Source organism: Stutzerimonas marianensis, assembly GCF_022810315.1.
GTDB lineage: Bacteria > Pseudomonadota > Gammaproteobacteria > Pseudomonadales > Pseudomonadaceae > Stutzerimonas > Stutzerimonas marianensis.
Map to the genome: position 1 here is coordinate 234177 of NZ_JALGRD010000006.1, position 15907 is coordinate 250083.

The 15907-nt window shown below is 65.3% G+C and carries 12 protein-coding genes; 8 read left to right on the top strand and 4 right to left on the bottom strand.

The genetic code is table 11. The annotated features are described in order from the left end of the window. Window positions 1–22: 22 nt before the first annotated feature. On the bottom strand, window positions 23–4351 hold the full coding sequence (locus tag MST27_RS12575; RefSeq protein WP_243606282.1) for an Lhr family helicase: 4329 nt from the start codon (window positions 4349–4351) through the stop codon (window positions 23–25). A 119-nt stretch (window positions 4352–4470) separates the two neighbouring features. Between MST27_RS12575 and MST27_RS12580 the strand changes: the two genes are divergently transcribed. From MST27_RS12580 to MST27_RS12600, 5 genes are all read left to right on the top strand, one after another. Further along, window positions 4471–4782 carry a hypothetical protein gene (locus tag MST27_RS12580; RefSeq protein WP_243606283.1) on the top strand — a complete coding sequence of 104 codons (312 nt, stop codon included), beginning with the start codon at window positions 4471–4473 and terminating at the stop codon, window positions 4780–4782. Window positions 4783–4994: 212 nt separating this feature from the next. Further along, window positions 4995–6284: an ergothioneine biosynthesis protein EgtB gene (gene egtB / locus MST27_RS12585; protein WP_243606284.1), complete on the top strand. Its 1290-nt coding sequence runs from the start codon at window positions 4995–4997 to the stop codon at window positions 6282–6284. Between the two features lies 1 nt (window position 6285). Then, window positions 6286–7251, top strand: a complete 966-nt coding sequence (gene egtD / locus MST27_RS12590; protein WP_243606285.1) for an L-histidine N(alpha)-methyltransferase — start codon at window positions 6286–6288, stop codon at window positions 7249–7251. Next, the gene (locus MST27_RS12595; RefSeq protein ID WP_243606286.1) at window positions 7248–8999 is read left to right on the top strand and encodes a S8/S53 family peptidase; all 1752 of its coding nucleotides are present in this window, start codon (window positions 7248–7250) and stop codon (window positions 8997–8999) included. The genes egtD and MST27_RS12595 overlap by 4 nt, the downstream gene beginning before the upstream one ends. A 489-nt stretch (window positions 9000–9488) precedes the next feature. Next, window positions 9489–11645, top strand: a complete 2157-nt coding sequence (locus MST27_RS12600; protein ID WP_243606287.1) for a glycoside hydrolase family 5 protein — start codon at window positions 9489–9491, stop codon at window positions 11643–11645. Between the two features lie 48 nt (window positions 11646–11693). Here MST27_RS12600 and MST27_RS12605 read toward each other — a convergent pair whose 3' ends face one another. Then, on the bottom strand, window positions 11694–12068 hold the full coding sequence (locus MST27_RS12605; RefSeq protein ID WP_243606288.1) for a transcriptional regulator: 375 nt from the start codon (window positions 12066–12068) through the stop codon (window positions 11694–11696). 152 nt (window positions 12069–12220) lie between these two features. Here MST27_RS12605 and MST27_RS12610 point away from each other — a divergent pair, with 152 nt between their 5' ends. Beyond that, window positions 12221–12532 carry a hypothetical protein gene (locus MST27_RS12610; protein ID WP_243606289.1) on the top strand — a complete coding sequence of 104 codons (312 nt, stop codon included), beginning with the start codon at window positions 12221–12223 and terminating at the stop codon, window positions 12530–12532. A 39-nt stretch (window positions 12533–12571) separates the two neighbouring features. Here the strand turns inward: MST27_RS12610 and MST27_RS12615 are convergent, their stop codons facing one another. After that, window positions 12572–13918, bottom strand: a complete 1347-nt coding sequence (locus MST27_RS12615; protein WP_243606290.1) for a DEAD/DEAH box helicase — start codon at window positions 13916–13918, stop codon at window positions 12572–12574. Between the two features lie 97 nt (window positions 13919–14015). Then, window positions 14016–14348, bottom strand: coding sequence for a 3-phosphoglycerate kinase (locus MST27_RS12620; protein WP_243606291.1), 333 nt, complete (start codon window positions 14346–14348; stop codon window positions 14016–14018). Between the two features lie 65 nt (window positions 14349–14413). Here MST27_RS12620 and MST27_RS12625 point away from each other — a divergent pair, with 65 nt between their 5' ends. Further along, a complete protein-coding gene (locus tag MST27_RS12625; protein ID WP_243606292.1) occupies window positions 14414–15358 on the top strand; it encodes a LysR family transcriptional regulator in 945 nt (314 codons plus the stop codon). After that, a complete protein-coding gene (locus MST27_RS12630; protein WP_243606367.1) occupies window positions 15352–15906 on the top strand; it encodes a peptidylprolyl isomerase in 555 nt (184 codons plus the stop codon). Before MST27_RS12625 ends, MST27_RS12630 begins: the two co-directional genes overlap by 7 nt. The last annotated feature ends 1 nt before the right edge of the window (window position 15907 follow it).

The window sequence follows — 15907 nt, forward strand, 5'->3', positions numbered from 1 at the left end:
TGGCGCGCGGCGCCGAGCTTCCTTACCTCCGCCCCACGGCCAATAGTTGCCGTGCCTTTCGCTGGTCGTCTTCGTCCAGCTCCGCCAGCAGTTCCGGTTTGCCGGCGATCAACAATGCCAGCGGTATGCCGTCGCGATAGAGAATGCGATTGCCCGCCACCGCAGGCACCCGCTCGCCGGGTAGCAGCGTGCCGACCTGATTCATCGGGTCGACTGCCGAGACTGCGATCATCTCGCCGCTCGGTGGCCGCTTGCGCACCTCGCGCAACAGGCCAACCGCCTCTGGCAAGGCGAATTGCTCACCCGCTACGCCGGCGACAAAACGCCCACCGCGAATGTCGCCACGTGCCTCGAGGCGGTGATAGAGGCGCAACAGGTCTCGCCAGGGCGGCAGCCAGTCCGCTTCACGGTCCAGCAATCGCCAGAACACCACACCGTAGCGACGCAGCAAGCTCATGGCGACATGTTCCAGCGCCTCGGGGTCGAGCGCTGGCCGGCGTGCCGGGACTTCGGTCGGCGCCGGCGCGCCTTTGCGCACCAGGGCCCAGCGACCGGCATCAGCCATGCCACCGATAAAGGTCCCGCCGCGGCTCTGCCGGGTGCTGCGCGAACGCTTCGCGGCGGGCGCCAGCAACGCGCGCAGGCCGGCGAAACTGTCGGCGTTGACCAGCCCTACCGCGACCAGTTCGCCCAGCGCGTCCTCCAGCTCGCTGCGCAACAGATGGGCGTCGTGCTGCAGCTCATCGAAAAACAGTGCCCCCTGGCCCTGCAAGGTGTCGAACACCCGTTGCGCACGTGACGACAACTCGGGCGGCGCCAGGTCGCCGGCCAGCGCATACCAGGCGGCCAGATGCCGACGCGGCAACAGAACGATGGGCGTGCCGCGCACCGGCCCGCTGCTGGCCCTGAGCCGCCCCGCCAGGCGCGTCCAGACGATACGCCCGGAGCGACAGAGGTCGTCCAGCCAGGTGCCGCCGTAGTCACTCAGGCGTGCCGGAAGCAACTCGCTTTCCCAGGCGCCAGCGGCCGCCTGGAACCCTTCCAGTTGCTCGACGACCGCGCCAAGGGCCTCCCGCCCGGCCATTCGCGTGCCCTCGGACAGGTGTTGCCAGTCGAACAGGAAACGCATGAAATCCGAACGCTCTACCGGCTCGATCTCGCGGCGCAGACGCTTGACCGTGTAGCGGTGGATGCGCGCCAGCAAATGCCGCTCGCACCATTGCTCGTCGGTTGCGCCAGGCACGTAGCGGCCCCGCAGGACATAGCCTTCCGCTTCCAGACGGGTCAGCGCCAGCGCGACGGCAGACGCCGGCAGCGCCAGGGGACGAGCAATCAGCGACACCGGCAAGGGGCCGAAGCCGGTCAGCCGAGCGCGTACCAGTTCGACGATAGCGTCTTCCTCGTCCCATTTCTGGTCCAACCCCGGTAGCGGCGCCAGGGGCGGCTCGCCGTGCGCGCCGGGATAGATCGCCTGCAACAGACCCAGGCGTTCGATCGGCAACCAGAGCGCCCGATCGTGCGCGACCTGCATGCGCATCGCACGACCGCCGCGCGCCAGCTCATCCAGCCAGATGGCCCATCCAGAGTCGGCGCGCACTTCACTTTCGGCGAGGCACCCCAGCCCAGTCAGCGCCTCGTGCAACTCGTCGGCCGAACGGGCCTGCGGCCAAGCTTGCTCTGCGACGGCCTCGATCGCGGCCGCGTCCAGCACGCCGAGGTCGTCACTGGACGCCGGATCGGTCCAGCGCCGGTTCAACACCGCCTGCGTCCGGCGTTCCTCCAGCGGGGCGTCGTCGAGAAAGGCATAAGGCCGAGCGCCGAGCACTTCCATGGCCAGCGGCGAAGGCGCCGGCAGGTCACGGGCGAGCAGATCGACCTGCCCCGCCTCCATGCGCCGCAACAGGGCCAGCCAACCCTCACTGTCCATGGCGTCATGCAGGCAGTTGTCGAGGGTCTGGGTGACCAGCGGGTGTTCGGGTATTTCACGCTCGCCCACGATGTTTTCCAGGCAGGCGACCTGATCGGGAAACACCGTGGCCAGCAGGTCCTCGCTTTTCATTCGTTGCAGCTGCGGTGCCACCTTGCGACCGCCGGCCATGCGCGGCAAGGCCAGCGCGGTGGTTGCGTTCCAGCGCCAACGCACGCCAAACAGGGGGGCGTCGAGCAACGCCTGAATCAGGACCGACTCGGCACTGTTCGCGCGCAGGTAACGCCAGACGTCGTCGAGCGGAAAGCTGTGGCTGGTCGAGAGCGACAGGATGATGGCGTCCTCGGTCGCCGCGGCCTGCAGTTCGAAGTTGAAGGTGCGGCAAAAGCGCTTGCGCAACGCCAGCCCCCAGGCCCGGTTGATCCGACTGCCGAACGGCGAATGGATGACCAGCTGGGTGCCGCCGGATTCGTCGAAGAAGCGCTCCATGACCAGCCGCTGCTGTGTTGGCAGCGCGCCTAGCGCCGCGCGAGCGCGGGCCAGGTATTCGACGATCTGCCGGGCGGCGGCCTCGGGCAGGGCGAGCGTGTCGATGAGCCAGTCGATGACCGGGGCCAGATCGACCGTGCGGCCCGCTCCTGCGGCGGCCAGACGCTCATCGATCTCCGCGCGCAGCCTCGCAACCGCTGCAGACAACTCGTCGCTGCGCCCCGGCGCTTCGCCCAGCCAGAACGGAATATTGGGCGGCTGACCCTGGGCATCCTCGACCCGCACGCGTCCCGGCTCGATCTTGAGGATGCGGTAGGACGCATTGCCCAGCTGGAACACGTCGCCCGCCAGGCTTTCGACGGCGAAATCCTCGTTGACCGTGCCGATATTGAGACCCTGAGGCTCGAGCAGCACCGAATAATCGGCGTTGTCGGCGATGGTGCCGCCGGAGGTCAGCGCCGTCAGCCGGCCGCCCCGGCGACCACGCAGGCTGCGGTTGACCCGGTCGCGATGCAGGTAGGCGCCACGTGCGCCGTGGCGAGTGGTGTAGCCCTCGGCGAGCATCGCCAGCAACGCCTCGTAGCGCGACGGCTCCAGCATCGCGTAGGGCATCGCCTGCTGGATCAGCGCCAGCAGCGCATCCTCCTGCCATTCCCGGCACGAAACCTCGGCCACGATCTGCTGGGCCAGCACATCGAGCGGTGCGCGGGGGATCACCAGGGTATCGAGCTCACCGCGGCGCACTGCGTCGAGCAGCGCGGCGCATTCGATCAGGTCGTCGCGGGAACTTGGAAACAAGCGCCCCTTCGACACCCCGCCGACCTGATGCCCGGCCCGCCCGACACGCTGCAGGAACGCCGAGATCGAGCGAGGCGACCCCAGCTGGCAAACCAGCTCGACCTCTCCGATGTCGATGCCCAGCTCCAGCGAGGCGGTGGCGACCAACACCCGAAGCTCCCCCCCTTTGAGCCGCTGTTCGGCGTCCAGCCGCTGCTCGCGCGCTAGGCTGCCATGATGCGCGGCGACCACCGCATTGCCCAGGCGCTCGCTCAGGTGCCGCGCGGCGCGTTCGGCCATGCGCCGCGTGTTGACGAACACCAGGGTGGTGCGATGCTCACCGGCCAGCGCGGCGAGCCGGTCATATACCAGCGCCCAGGCCTCGTTGCTCATCACCGCCTCCAGCGGAACCGGCGGCACCTCCAGCGCCAGGTCTCGAGCCCGGGCGTGGCCGATATCGACGAGCTCGCAGTGGCGTCCCCGGCCGACCAGAAAATCCGCCACCGCGCCGATGGGCTTTTGCGTCGCGGACAGCCCGACCCGAACCAGCGCGCGACCACAGAGTGCCTCGAGCCGCTCCAGCGAAAGCGCCAGATGGCTGCCACGCTTGTTGCCAGCCAGCGCATGTATTTCGTCGACGATCACGCTGCGTACGCTCGCCAGCATCTGCCGGCCCGATTCCGAACCGAGCAGCACGTAGAAGGACTCAGGCGTGGTCACCAGCACATGCGGCACCCGCTTGCGCATCGCCGCGCGTTCGGCCTGAGGCGTATCCCCGGTACGCACCGCCGTGCGAATCGTCGGCACCGGCAGACCAAGCCGCTGCAGCTCGTTGCAGATGCCCGACAGTGGGCGCTCCAGATTCAGGTGGATATCGTTGGACAGCGCCTTGAGCGGCGAGATGTAGAGCACGGCCGTTTCGTCGGACAACCCGTCCGGCTCGAGGCTGCGCTGCACCAACTCGTCCAGGGCGGCGAGAAAGGCCGTAAGCGTCTTCCCGGACCCGGTGGGCGCCGCCACCAGCGTCGAACGGCCCCGCCGAATCAAGGGCCAGGCCCCGGCCTGCGCCGGTGTGACCGAGGGAAAACTGCAGCGGAACCAGTTGGCCACAGCTGGGTGGAACAGCGCCAAGGGATCCTGTGAAGTCGGTGTTTTCATGCCTGGACTATGTGGTCGGGACGGCCTGTCTACAAGTGTGGAGCCTTGCCGCGTGCACGACAGGAAACGGCAGCGCGTCGAGGCGGTCAACTTTAGGACCACCGATGATGGAGAACAGCATGAGCGACCGGACCCTGACCATCGACGATGCAATGCAGCTCGTTTCCGAAGCCTTCCTGCCCTGTGGCTGCGTGACCAGCGCCAATCCCGACGAGGACAGCTTCAGCTTCACCGTGATGACCGGCAACGGCACCGAAGTGCTGCGCGTACCGAGCGTGGCGCAGGCCGATTACAGCAGCCCACAGCGCTTGGGCAGCGTCATCGAGCAGGCCCGCCTCGACGTGGAAGACAAGGAGCAGCGGCTCGATCCCTGGACCATGCCGGACATCACCGACGGCACCGGGATACCGGAGACTCCGCCGAACTACTGATCAGCACCGACCTCGGCGGTGCTATGCACCTTCGTCCCATGGAGGCGGCCCCTCATCGCGCCGCCTTTCGCTACCCGCCTTCTGCTGCTTAGCTCAAACACACTCGACCGCCCGGGCCTGACGGCGCCTTCCCGGGCGAACTTTCACGTCGCGCTTCGGGTCGCTTAATAGGGGCGATGGGCCCTAGCGCGCGTCAACGAGGGGGGACCCACATGGGTAATCTGGCGGAACAGGCACAACCGGCACTCGCCGACCTGGATTTCCTGCTGCAACGCTTTCGGCAAGTCCGCGCCACCAGCGAGGCGATCTGCGCGCCCTTGCAGGTCGAGGACCATGTCATTCAGAGCATGCCCGACGTCAGCCCGCCCAAGTGGCACCTGGCCCACATCAGCTGGTTCTTCGAGGCATTCCTGCTCAAACCCTATCTCGGCGGCTACAAGCCGCTCGATCCGATCTACGACCACCTGTTCAATTCCTATTACGAAACCCACGGCACGCCCTTTCCACGGGCGAGACGCGGGCTGATCTCGCGACCGGGCGTCGCGGACGTCTACCGTTTTCGCCAGCACGTCGACCGGGCCATGGCCGACCTGCTGAGCAGCCCGCCGCGCCAGCACGCCGGCGAGATCATGCGCCGTGTGGAGCTGGGCCTGCAGCACGAACAGCAGCATCAGGAACTGCTGCTCATGGACATCAAGCACATCCTGGCGCAGAACCCGCTGCAGCCGGCCTACCGGGCCGACCTCAAACCCGCACCGAAGCTGCATCAGGATCGCATCCGCTGGCACGACTTCACCGGCGGCGTGCGCCATATCGGCCACGCCGGCGATGGCTTCGCGTTCGACTGCGAAACGCCACGTCATCGCCAGTTCGTGGAGGACTTCCAGCTGGCCGACCGCCTGGTGACCAACGGCGAATACCTGTCCTTCATCGCCGACGGCGGCTACGCGCGCAGTGACCTCTGGCTGTCCGACGGCTGGGCGCAGATCAACCAGGCGGGCTGGCACGCGCCGCTCTACTGGCAGCGTCACGACGACGCCTGGCATGAAATGACCCTGGCTGGACTCAAGCCGCTGGACCTGGACGCGCCCGTCTGCCACGTCAGTTTCTACGAAGCCGATGCCTACGCCCGCTGGGCCGGTGCGCGCCTGCCCAGCGAGGCCGAGTGGGAAGTAGCCGCCAGTGACCAGCCCCGCCGCGGCAACTTCCTCGAAAGCGACCACCTGCAGCCCGTCGCCACCCGCATGCCGCACGAAGGCCCTGCGCAGCTGTTCGGCGACGTCTGGGAATGGACCGCCAGCGCTTACCGCCCCTACCCCGGCTTCCGCCCGCTGGAGGGGAGCCTGGGCGAGTACAACGGCAAGTTCATGTCCGGGCAGATGGTGCTACGTGGTGGCTGCTGCGCCACGCCGGAATCACACATTCGCGCCACCTATCGCAACTTCTTTCAGCCGGCGATGCGCTGGCAGTTCGCCGGGCTGCGCCTGGCCAGGGAGCTATGACATGGCACTTGCCGTTCGTTTTCATGACCAGACCCAGCCCACCCATGAAGCCTCGCTGCGTGACGAGGCGCTGGCCGGCTTTGCCGCTTCGCCCAAGCACATCTCGCCGAAGTTCTTCTACGATCGGCGCGGCTCGGAACTGTTCGAACAGATCTGCGTCCAGCCGGAGTACTACCTGACACGCACCGAGGAGCAGATTCTCGCCACCGCGGCAGACGAGATCCGCGAGATTGCCGGGCCACAGACGGACCTGATCGAACTGGGCAGCGGCGCCAGCCGCAAGGTGCGCCTCTTGCTCGAGGGGTTGCGCCCGGTCAGCTACCTGGGCGTGGATATCTCCGAGGATTTCCTGCTCACCAGCACGCAGCGCCTCGCCGCGGATTATCCCTGGCTGGAGGTTCATGCCGCCTGCGCCGATTTTTCCGAGGAGCTGAAGCTGCCCGACGACTACAGCCTTCATCATCCGCTGGTGTTCTTTCCCGGCTCCAGCATCGGCAACTTCACGCCGTTGGAAGCGCGCCGGCTGCTCGGCCACCTGTACGAGATACTCCCGCCCGGCGGTGGATTGCTGATCGGCGTCGATCTGGTCAAGGAGCGCAGCGTGCTCGAGGCGGCCTACAACGACGAAGCGCACGTGACCGCGGCATTCAACCTCAACCTGTTGCAACGCATCCGCAACGAACTCGACAGCGACATCGACCCCTCACGCTTCCGCCATCAGGCCTTCTTCAACGAGCAGCAGTCGCGCATCGAGATGCATCTGATCAGCCGCGAAGCACAGGATGTCACCATCGAGGGGCAGCGCTTTCATTTCGACGCCGACGAGAGCCTGCACACCGAGAATTCCTACAAATACACCCTGCAGTCGTTCGCCGACCTGGCCCGTAGCGCCGGTTTCGATTGCAGCGGCCAGTGGACCGACGCCCAGGAGCTGTTCAGCGTGCATTACCTGCAACGTCGACCATGAGGCTGCCGACACGCTGCCTGGCTGCCCTCCTCATCGCCGCCGGTTCCGGCACGGTACTGGCCGCCGACCCGCCGCTGCGACTCAAGAACCTGCAACGGTGCGGCGACCTGCTGTCGACCGAGCAGCTGACCTTCTGCATGAGCGGCACCGGGCTGGCCCGCGGCCCCGTCAGGGTCATGCTGCGCGACCGCGCCATCGAGGCCACGCGTAAACAGGAGGGTCGACTGCGCCTGACGCTCAACCGAAAGGATCACCAGAGCGGACCGCTCTGGCTGGAACAGGGCGAGCGCCGGAGCAACCCGGTCTGGCTGACGCTCAACGGTAGCCATGTAGTGCCTGCAGGTCCTGATGAGGTCGCCAGGAACATGGATGGGCTGACGACCTATGTGAACCTGGTCAGCCTGATCATCGAGGAGGACCATGACGGGCTGGCCGAGTCGAAACGACTGGCTGAGAAATATGGCGCAACGGTGGTGGGCGCGATTGCCCCGCTCAATACCTACCAGTTGCGCCTGCCGGTCGACGACCTGACCGAACGTGACGCGCTGGTGCTCCGGCTGGGCAGCGAGACCAGCGTGGACGCGGTGGTGGTCGAGGAGTCCGGCGCCGAGGAGCCATTGGAGGCGGATTCGCAGAGCCAACCACGCAACAGCGAATGGGTCGCCAACCGTTTTCTCGATGCAGTGGATTTCTACCTGCGCCGCGTTCCCGCGCGACACGCAAGGATCCAGACGCACCCGGTACGGATCGGTGTCGTCGAGCGCGACGTCGATTTCGACTCCCCGGAGTTCAGCGATTACCTTGGAGCCTGCGACCCCGATCGGCCGCGCACCTGCGTCTATGCCCGCGATGCCGAGTCACCGGCCGAGCACGGCACCAGCGTCACCGGCATTCTGGCGGCGCGCAGTGCCGATCCGGGTGACAGCGGCTTTCTCAGCGCGCTGGAGCCGACCAGCGCCGGCTTCGAGGTCATCGTCGAGCGCAACTCGGACGCAGGCATCACCGCCAACGTCGCCGCTTCAGTCAACCTGGTCGAAGACGGCGTGCGGGTGCTGAACTGGAGCTGGGGCATTCATCGCGTCGGCACGCGCGACGTCGCCGGCGAGGAAGTCGACTCGCTGATTCGCTCCGGTGTTGCCATGAGCGGCTACGAAGAGCTGCTCGAGGAATTCTTCCTCTGGCTGCGCCGTGAACATCCGGACGTGCTGGTGGTGAATTCCGCCGGCAATGGCTCGGCCTTTTCCGGACAGGATGACTACCGCCTGCCTTCGTCCTTCATCACCGATCAACTGCTCGTCGTGGGCGCGCACCAGCGCGACATGGGCAAGGATGTGCCGGTGGACCATCCCGACTACGTGACCAAGCGCCCCTCGTCGAATATCGACCGGCGCGTCGACATCACCGCCTCGGCCTGCACCCGCGCCGCCACGCTAGAGCCCGGCAAGCGTGGCGAGGTGCATTGCGGCACCTCCTATGCCACCCCCATGGTCACGGGTATCGTCGGCGCCATGCTGTCGATCAACCCGGCGCTGGCACCCGAGCAGGTGCGCGAACTGCTGCGCCGCAGCGCATTGACCATCGGCCGCAACAGCGATTTCGAGGCCGCCGAAGCCGACGACCTGACAGCCCCCATCCTGCCTTCCGAACGCAGCTACGAACTGGATAACAAGGACATCGGGCGTTCCGCTCGGCTGGACATGCGCAAGGCGCTCGAGCTGACGGTCGACAGCCTGCAGCACGTGCGCTGAGACCCTGCCGCCGCTCCGACGTCTCCTGCTTCATCCGGCATGCACCCTGGCTTCTGCCTGCCGTTTGAGCCAGCCCGGAAACACCCTGAAACATAACCACCGCTCCGTCGCGTTGCGCCTGATCGGCTCGTTGGCGCCGGCGCGCCTTGCAGCCGACGTCGTCCAACCGGTGGCCGAACCTCGATAACTTCAGCCAAAACAGTTATTTATTATATGAAGGCAATTTAATATTTATCTGCCATCAACTAATGGCCATATAGATATTTATATTCTTATTGCCGCTCACATGCATTTTTCTGACGCCAAATTAACTTCAAAAATTAATCTTTGACCGATATAAAGCCTATGCCTTGCGCGACAGCCCGACCGGTTGTGGCGCATGCAAGGGTGGCGTCATCGGTCGGTGCTTCGTTCGTTGCATGGGTCTTTGGATGCTTCCGCACTTTTTAAAGGGCTAGCCCTTTGCCGTATTAAGTACTGGAGTGATTTATGTCCCTTCGCAACGCCGGTGCACCCGGGTTCGTTCTCAGCGCAGCGCTGCTCAGCGCGCTTGCAGGATTCACACTGCTGCCGGCACCGGTCGCCGCCGCCAGCAGCACTTCCTCGACCGCCGTCACGGCGGCCGCGACCGCCCAGGTCAATAACTTCACCAGCTCCGACTGGCTCCTCGGGACCTGGCGCAAATCTGCCGGATTCTCCATCCCGGCCAATGCGGCAAACAAGGCAGCCTTCACCAAAGGCGCACAGGTACGGCTGGCCGACGGCCAGGTGCGGACCATCCTGGCGGTATATTTCTCCGGCGCGCACATGAGTGCCATGCTCTCCGGCGCGAAGCTGAACGCCAGCGCGACCGGATATCCACACAAGGTCACCGCGCTGTCGAGCACCCCGACCCAGACGAGTCCCGCCTCGCCTTCCGCCAGCGCGGGTACGGCGCACAGCAGCGCCATCAACAACTACACCAATAGCGACTGGATCAACGGTGTCTGGCGCAAGTCGGCTGGCTTCTCCATCCCAACAAACAGCGCCAACGCCGCCGCTTTCAAGCCCGGCGCCTCGGTCAAGTTGGCGAATGGGCAGGTTCGCAGCATCACGGCCGTCTACACGTCCGGCCAGAACATGAGTGTCATGCTCGCCGGCAGCACGCTGAGCGGCTCGCTCGGCTACCCGAACAAGCTGTACGCCGCGGCAGCCGCTTCATCCTCGGGGAGCGCCTCGCCTTCGAGCCCCTCGACTCCTAAGCCAGCCCCGTCCACGTCGACCGGCTCCTCATCGTCGGGCTCTTCGTCATCAGGGTCATCGACCACTGCACCATCCAACCCGACGCCGCCGACCTCGACGACACCCAGCGCGCCTACCGCGCTGACGGTGGCCCTGAACTCGTTCAACGGCGGTGACTTCACCTTCGGCATCTACCGGCGCGCGCCGGGCATCTCGGTGAAGGACACCGATGCCAACCGCGCGGCGTTCCACAAAGGCGCCAAGGTACGTTTCGCCGACGGCCAGATCCGAACCGTCACCCTGTACTACCGCTTCGGCGGCAACATGACCGTTCTGCTCGATGGCGGTTCGCTCGATGGCCGCACGGTAGGCTTTCCCAGGACGGTCTCGGTCAGCAGCACCGGCTTTAGTCAGACGACCCCGACAGGCGGCAACGCGCAGACGGGTACCCCGGCGCCGACCAATCCGATCAACCTGGTCGGCATCAACCTCGCTGGTGCGGAGTTCAGCTCCGGGTCGCTGCCTGGCGTCTATCTGAAGCACTACATCTACCCGGGCGATGCCGAGTTCAAGCGCTACGCCAGCCTCAACCTGAAGCTGGTCCGCCTGCCGTTCCGCTGGGAGCGCCTCCAGCCAAAGCTGAACCAGCCCCTCAATGCTGCTGAACTTGGCCGCTTGCTCAGTACGCTCGACCTGGCGAAAAAGCACGGCATGCAGGTCATCCTGGACATGCACAATTACTACCGCTATCACGGCAAGCTGATCGCCTCCAACGAGGTCCCCATCAGCGCGTTTGCCGACAGCTGGAAACGCATTGCCAGCCAGGTGCTCAACCATCCGGCGGTCTACGGTTATGGCCTGATGAACGAACCGCACTCGACCAACGGCAAGTGGCCCGCCGCAGCCCTGGCCGCAGCGAAGGCCATCCGCGCAGTGGACGCAAAGCGCTGGATCTACGTCGCGGGTGATCGCTGGTCCAGTGCCTACCATTGGCCGTCGTACAACATCCAGCTGATCAGCGACGCCTGGATGCGCGACCCGAAGAACAACCTGGTCTACGAGGCCCATCTGTATCTGGACAGCGATTACTCGGGCACCTACGCCAACACCAAGGCCGTCTATGACCCGATGACAGGCGTAAACCGCGCCAAGCCATTCGTCGAGTGGCTGAAGAAGTACAGATTGCGCGGCTTCATCGGTGAGCATGGCGTGCCGGACTTTTCGCCGTCAGCCGTGGTTGCGATGGACAACCTGCTCAAGTACCTCGGTCAACAGTGCATTCCCAGCACCTACTGGGCAGCCGGCCCCTGGTGGGGCGACTACGCCCTGTCGCTGGACGTGAAGAGCGGCAAGGCCCGTCCGCAGTTGCCGGTGCTGCAGAAGCACGCCGCCAACAAGAGCTGCGGCACCATCGGACTCTACTGATCCGACTCGGGCGCCCCGCTACGCCAGTGCAGCGGGGCGGCGACAGGGTCAGGCCATCGCAACGCCGTCGAATACCTCCGGCACCAGCGCCGCCTCACCCTTGTCGTCCAGCTGCCGGCGCCAGTCGGCGCTGCCGGTTCCCTCGAGCATGCCGAGCAGCCGCTGGCCACGCTCGGTCAGTATGAAGTTCTCGCCATTGCCGCCCTGCTCCTCAGGGCGCGACACCATGAACCCTCCTTCGAACAGCAGGCTCTCGTAGTTCTGCGCCTCTGCCTTGAGCGAATCCAGGTTGGGCATGGGCTTGCCGGCCTCTTCCAGGGCCAGGGCATGTTCATCGGCGTACTGCCGCGGCCGGAAGTGTTCATTGCCGGGTTTCTGCACCTCGCGCAGCAGGCGCAGCATCAGGTCCCAGTCGTAGGTCATGTCCGTTCTCCTGTTGCGCCGCTTGGAACGGCGGCCTTGCTATTCGGACTCCGTCCGGCGCGCCATGGTTCGATCCCGGAAGGGCCGCAAAGGCTGAACTAAAGCGCCCCGACCGCGATCCACCAAACAGACGTTATGAAAGGAGTGCGCCCATGAACCGCCTGATGATTCCCCTCACCCTCGCCCTGCTGGCAGCTCAGCCGGCACTGGCCGACGAACAGATCGACGAACAGTGCACGCCTGACGTTATCGAAGCGAAGGCCAGGGAACTTGCAGAGCGCGTGAATGCGCTGACCGAAAGCAACCCGGAGCGGGCCGCGGAGATCAACGAGGAGCTGCGCGAGATGGAGGTCAAGCAGACCGCGCAGGAATTGGGCAGTGAATGCGAGGCCTACGAAAAGCGTATGCAGCACGTACGCGAGGCGGAGAAGGAAGCCGATATCGCACCGGCCGAGAAACGCTGAGTTGGTGGGCCGGGCGCCAATCGCGCGCGGCCCGTACCGTCAGGATGCGGCTGGTTTCTTGCGCTTTAACGGTGCCAGGCCATCGCCGCTGACCACGGACGAGGCTGCCGCCTCGCGCTTGGCGTTGCCGGGCCGCTTGCTGGTCGGTTTGGCGGGCTTCTTGGCCTTCTTTTCCCCAACCTTCTTCTTGTCGTCCTTTTTCTTCTTGGTTCCGGCCGCCTTGCCGGACGCCTTGAGGTTCTTCGGGCCCATGTAGCTGCCCTTGAGCCCCTTGATGACGCGATGTTCGAAGCGCTGCTTGAGGTAGCGCTCGATGCTCGACATCAGGTTCCAGTCGTTGTGGCAGATCAGCGAAATCGCCAACCCTTCGGCCCCTGCACGCCCGGTGCGGCCGATGCGGTGTACGTACTCATCGCCGGAGCGCGGCATGTCGAAGTTGATGACCAGGTCCAGGCCTTCGATATCCAGCCCGCGCGCCGCGACGTCGGTGGCGACCAGTACCTTGACCCCGCCCTCCTTGACCCGCTGGATGGCCTGCTTGCGGTCCTTCTGGTCCTTTTCGCCGTGCAGCACGTAGACCTTGACGCCCTCGGCCACCAGCCGACCGTACAAACGATCGGCCTGGGCGCGGGTGTTGGTGAAGATCACGGCCTTCTGATAGGTCTCGTTGGCGAGCAGCCAATGGACCAGGCGCTCCTTGTGGTCGCTGTCCTCGGCCGTGATGATCTGCTGGCGGGTGCCTTCGTTGAGCTCGCTGACGCGGTTCAGCTGCAGGTGCAGCGGGTCATCCAACACCTTGGCGGTCATGTCGCGCAACGCGGCACCGCCGCTGGTAGCGGAAAAGAGCAGCGTCTGCTGGCGCTTGTCGCACTCGCCGACCAGGCGCTGAACGTCCTCGGCGAAGCCCATGTCCAGCATGCGATCGGCTTCGTCGAGCACCAGGATTTCGACGTCCCGCAGGATGAGATTGCCCGCATTGAGGTGTTCGATCAGGCGTCCCGGCGTACCGATGAGGATGTCCGGCACCTTGCGCAGCAACGCGGCCTGTACCTTGAAATCCTCACCGCCGGTAACGATTGCCGACTTGATGAAGGTGAACTGCGAAAAGCGCTCGACTTCCTTGAGCGTCTGTTGCGCCAGCTCGCGGGTGGGCAGCAGGATCAGCGCACGCACGTCGACGCGGGGTTGGGCATCGCGGATCAGCCGATTGAGCATCGGCAGCACGAACGCCGCCGTCTTGCCGCTGCCTGTCTGCGCCGTCACGCGCAGGTCGCGGCCCTCCAGGGCCGGTGGGATGGCGGCGACCTGCACGGGCGTCGGTTCCGCGAACTTGAGTTCGGCAACGGCCTTGAGCAGGCGTTCGTGCAGGGCGAATTGGTCGAACAAGGGATACCTCAGGGAAGATCGGACAAAACGGCGCATAGAGTAACCCGTCCGACCCGGCTCGCGGCGGCTTTGTTCAGCAAAGCCGCGGTGCGTTCGCTCACTGCGCCTCTTCGCAGGTCAACTTGATGCGCAGACGGATCACTTCACGCGTGAACTTGGCGGTCAGCGGCCGGGTTTCGCCAGGCTCGAGGGTCACGCGGCGCGTGCGTGGCGACTCGGGGCCGTTGCGAAACAGGGCTGTGCAGATGACCGGATGCTGGCCGAAGTTCTGCAGCGTCAGCCCGGCGATATCCCGGTCGATGGTTTCGGTTCTGGCCAGCACCTCGGTGCCATTGAGCGTTTGCTCCAGATCCACCGGGTAGCTGACGGCAAGGACGCTCGGTGGGATGATGGCAAGCGATACGAGCGCAGCCAGGCAGATGTTTTTCATTGTATGCGGCTCCTCGAATGGGCGACTGCCAGCCTACCAGACAGACGCGACAGGAAAATAACGCGATGAAAGCACCCCGGGTGACCCTCGACCAGTGGCGGACCCTGCAGGCGGTGATCGACCACGGCGGGTTCGCCCAGGCCGCGGAGATGCTGCACCGCTCGCAATCCTCGGTGAGTTATACCGTGGCCCGCATGCAGGAACAGCTGGGCGTACCGCTACTGCGCATCGACGGACGCAAGGCGGTGCTGACCGAAGCGGGCGAGGTCCTGCTCAGGCGCTCGCGGCAGTTGGTCATGCAGGCCGGCCAGCTGGAGGATCTGGCCCATCACATGGAACAGGGCTGGGAGGCAGAAGTGCGACTGGTGGTCGACGCGGCCTATCCCAACGCCAAGCTGATCCACGCCTTGACCGACTTCATGCCGCAAAGCCGTGGTTGCCGGGTCCGCCTGCGCGAGGAAGTGCTGTCCGGCGTCGAGGATGTCCTGCGCGACGGCACCGCCGATCTGGCGATCAGCGCGCTGGACATCAACGGCTACCTCGGCACGGGACTCAGCTCGGTGGAGTTCGTCGCGGTCGCCCATGCCGACCATCCGCTGCATCAGTTGCAGCGCAAGCTCAGCGTGCAGGACCTGCAAAGCCAGATGCAGATCGTGGTCCGCGATTCCGGCCAGCGCCAGCCGCGCGACAGCGGCTGGCTGGGTGCCGAGCAGCGCTGGACCGTCGGCAGCCTGGCCACCTCGGTGGGCTTCGTCAGCAGCGGGCTGGGCTTCGCCTGGCTGCCGCGCCACATGATCGGCCGGGAGCTGGCCGAGGGCATCCTCAAACCACTGCCGCTGATCCAGGGCGGCGTGCGCCGGCCGCTGTTCTACCTCTACACCAATCACAACAAGCCCCTCGGCCCGGCCACGCAGATTCTCATCGACCTGATCAAGACGTACGATGCGCAAGCGCAGCCGGCCAGCGTCGGGTCGGCCCAGGCTTCAAAACAACCCAGGAATGCATCATGAAAAGACTTTTGCTCGCTGCCTGCTCTGTGCTGCTGGCCGGCCACCTCATGGCCGCCGACAACCCGCACGTGCTGCTCACCACCACCATGGGCGAAATCGAGATCGAACTCGAAGCGGAGAAGGCGCCGATCAGCGTGGACAACTTCCTGCAGTACGTGGAGAGCGGGTTCTACGACAACACCGTGTTCCATCGCGTGATCCCCGGCTTCATGATCCAGGGTGGCGGTTTCGGCGAGGGCCTGAATCAGAAACCCACCCGCGACCCGATCAAGAACGAAGCCGACAATGGCCTGCACAATGTGCGCGGCACCCTGGCGATGGCGCGCACCCAGAACGTCAACTCCGCCACCAGTCAGTTCTTCATCAACCACCGCGACAACGACTTCCTCGATCACGGCAGCCGCGATTTCGGCTACGCGGTGTTCGGCAAGGTGGTACGCGGCATGGAGGTGGTCGACCAGATCGCCCAGGTGCCGACAGGCAACCGCAGCATGATGCAGAACGTCCCGCTCACCCCGGTGAAGATCGTTTCCGCCAAGAAACTCTGAC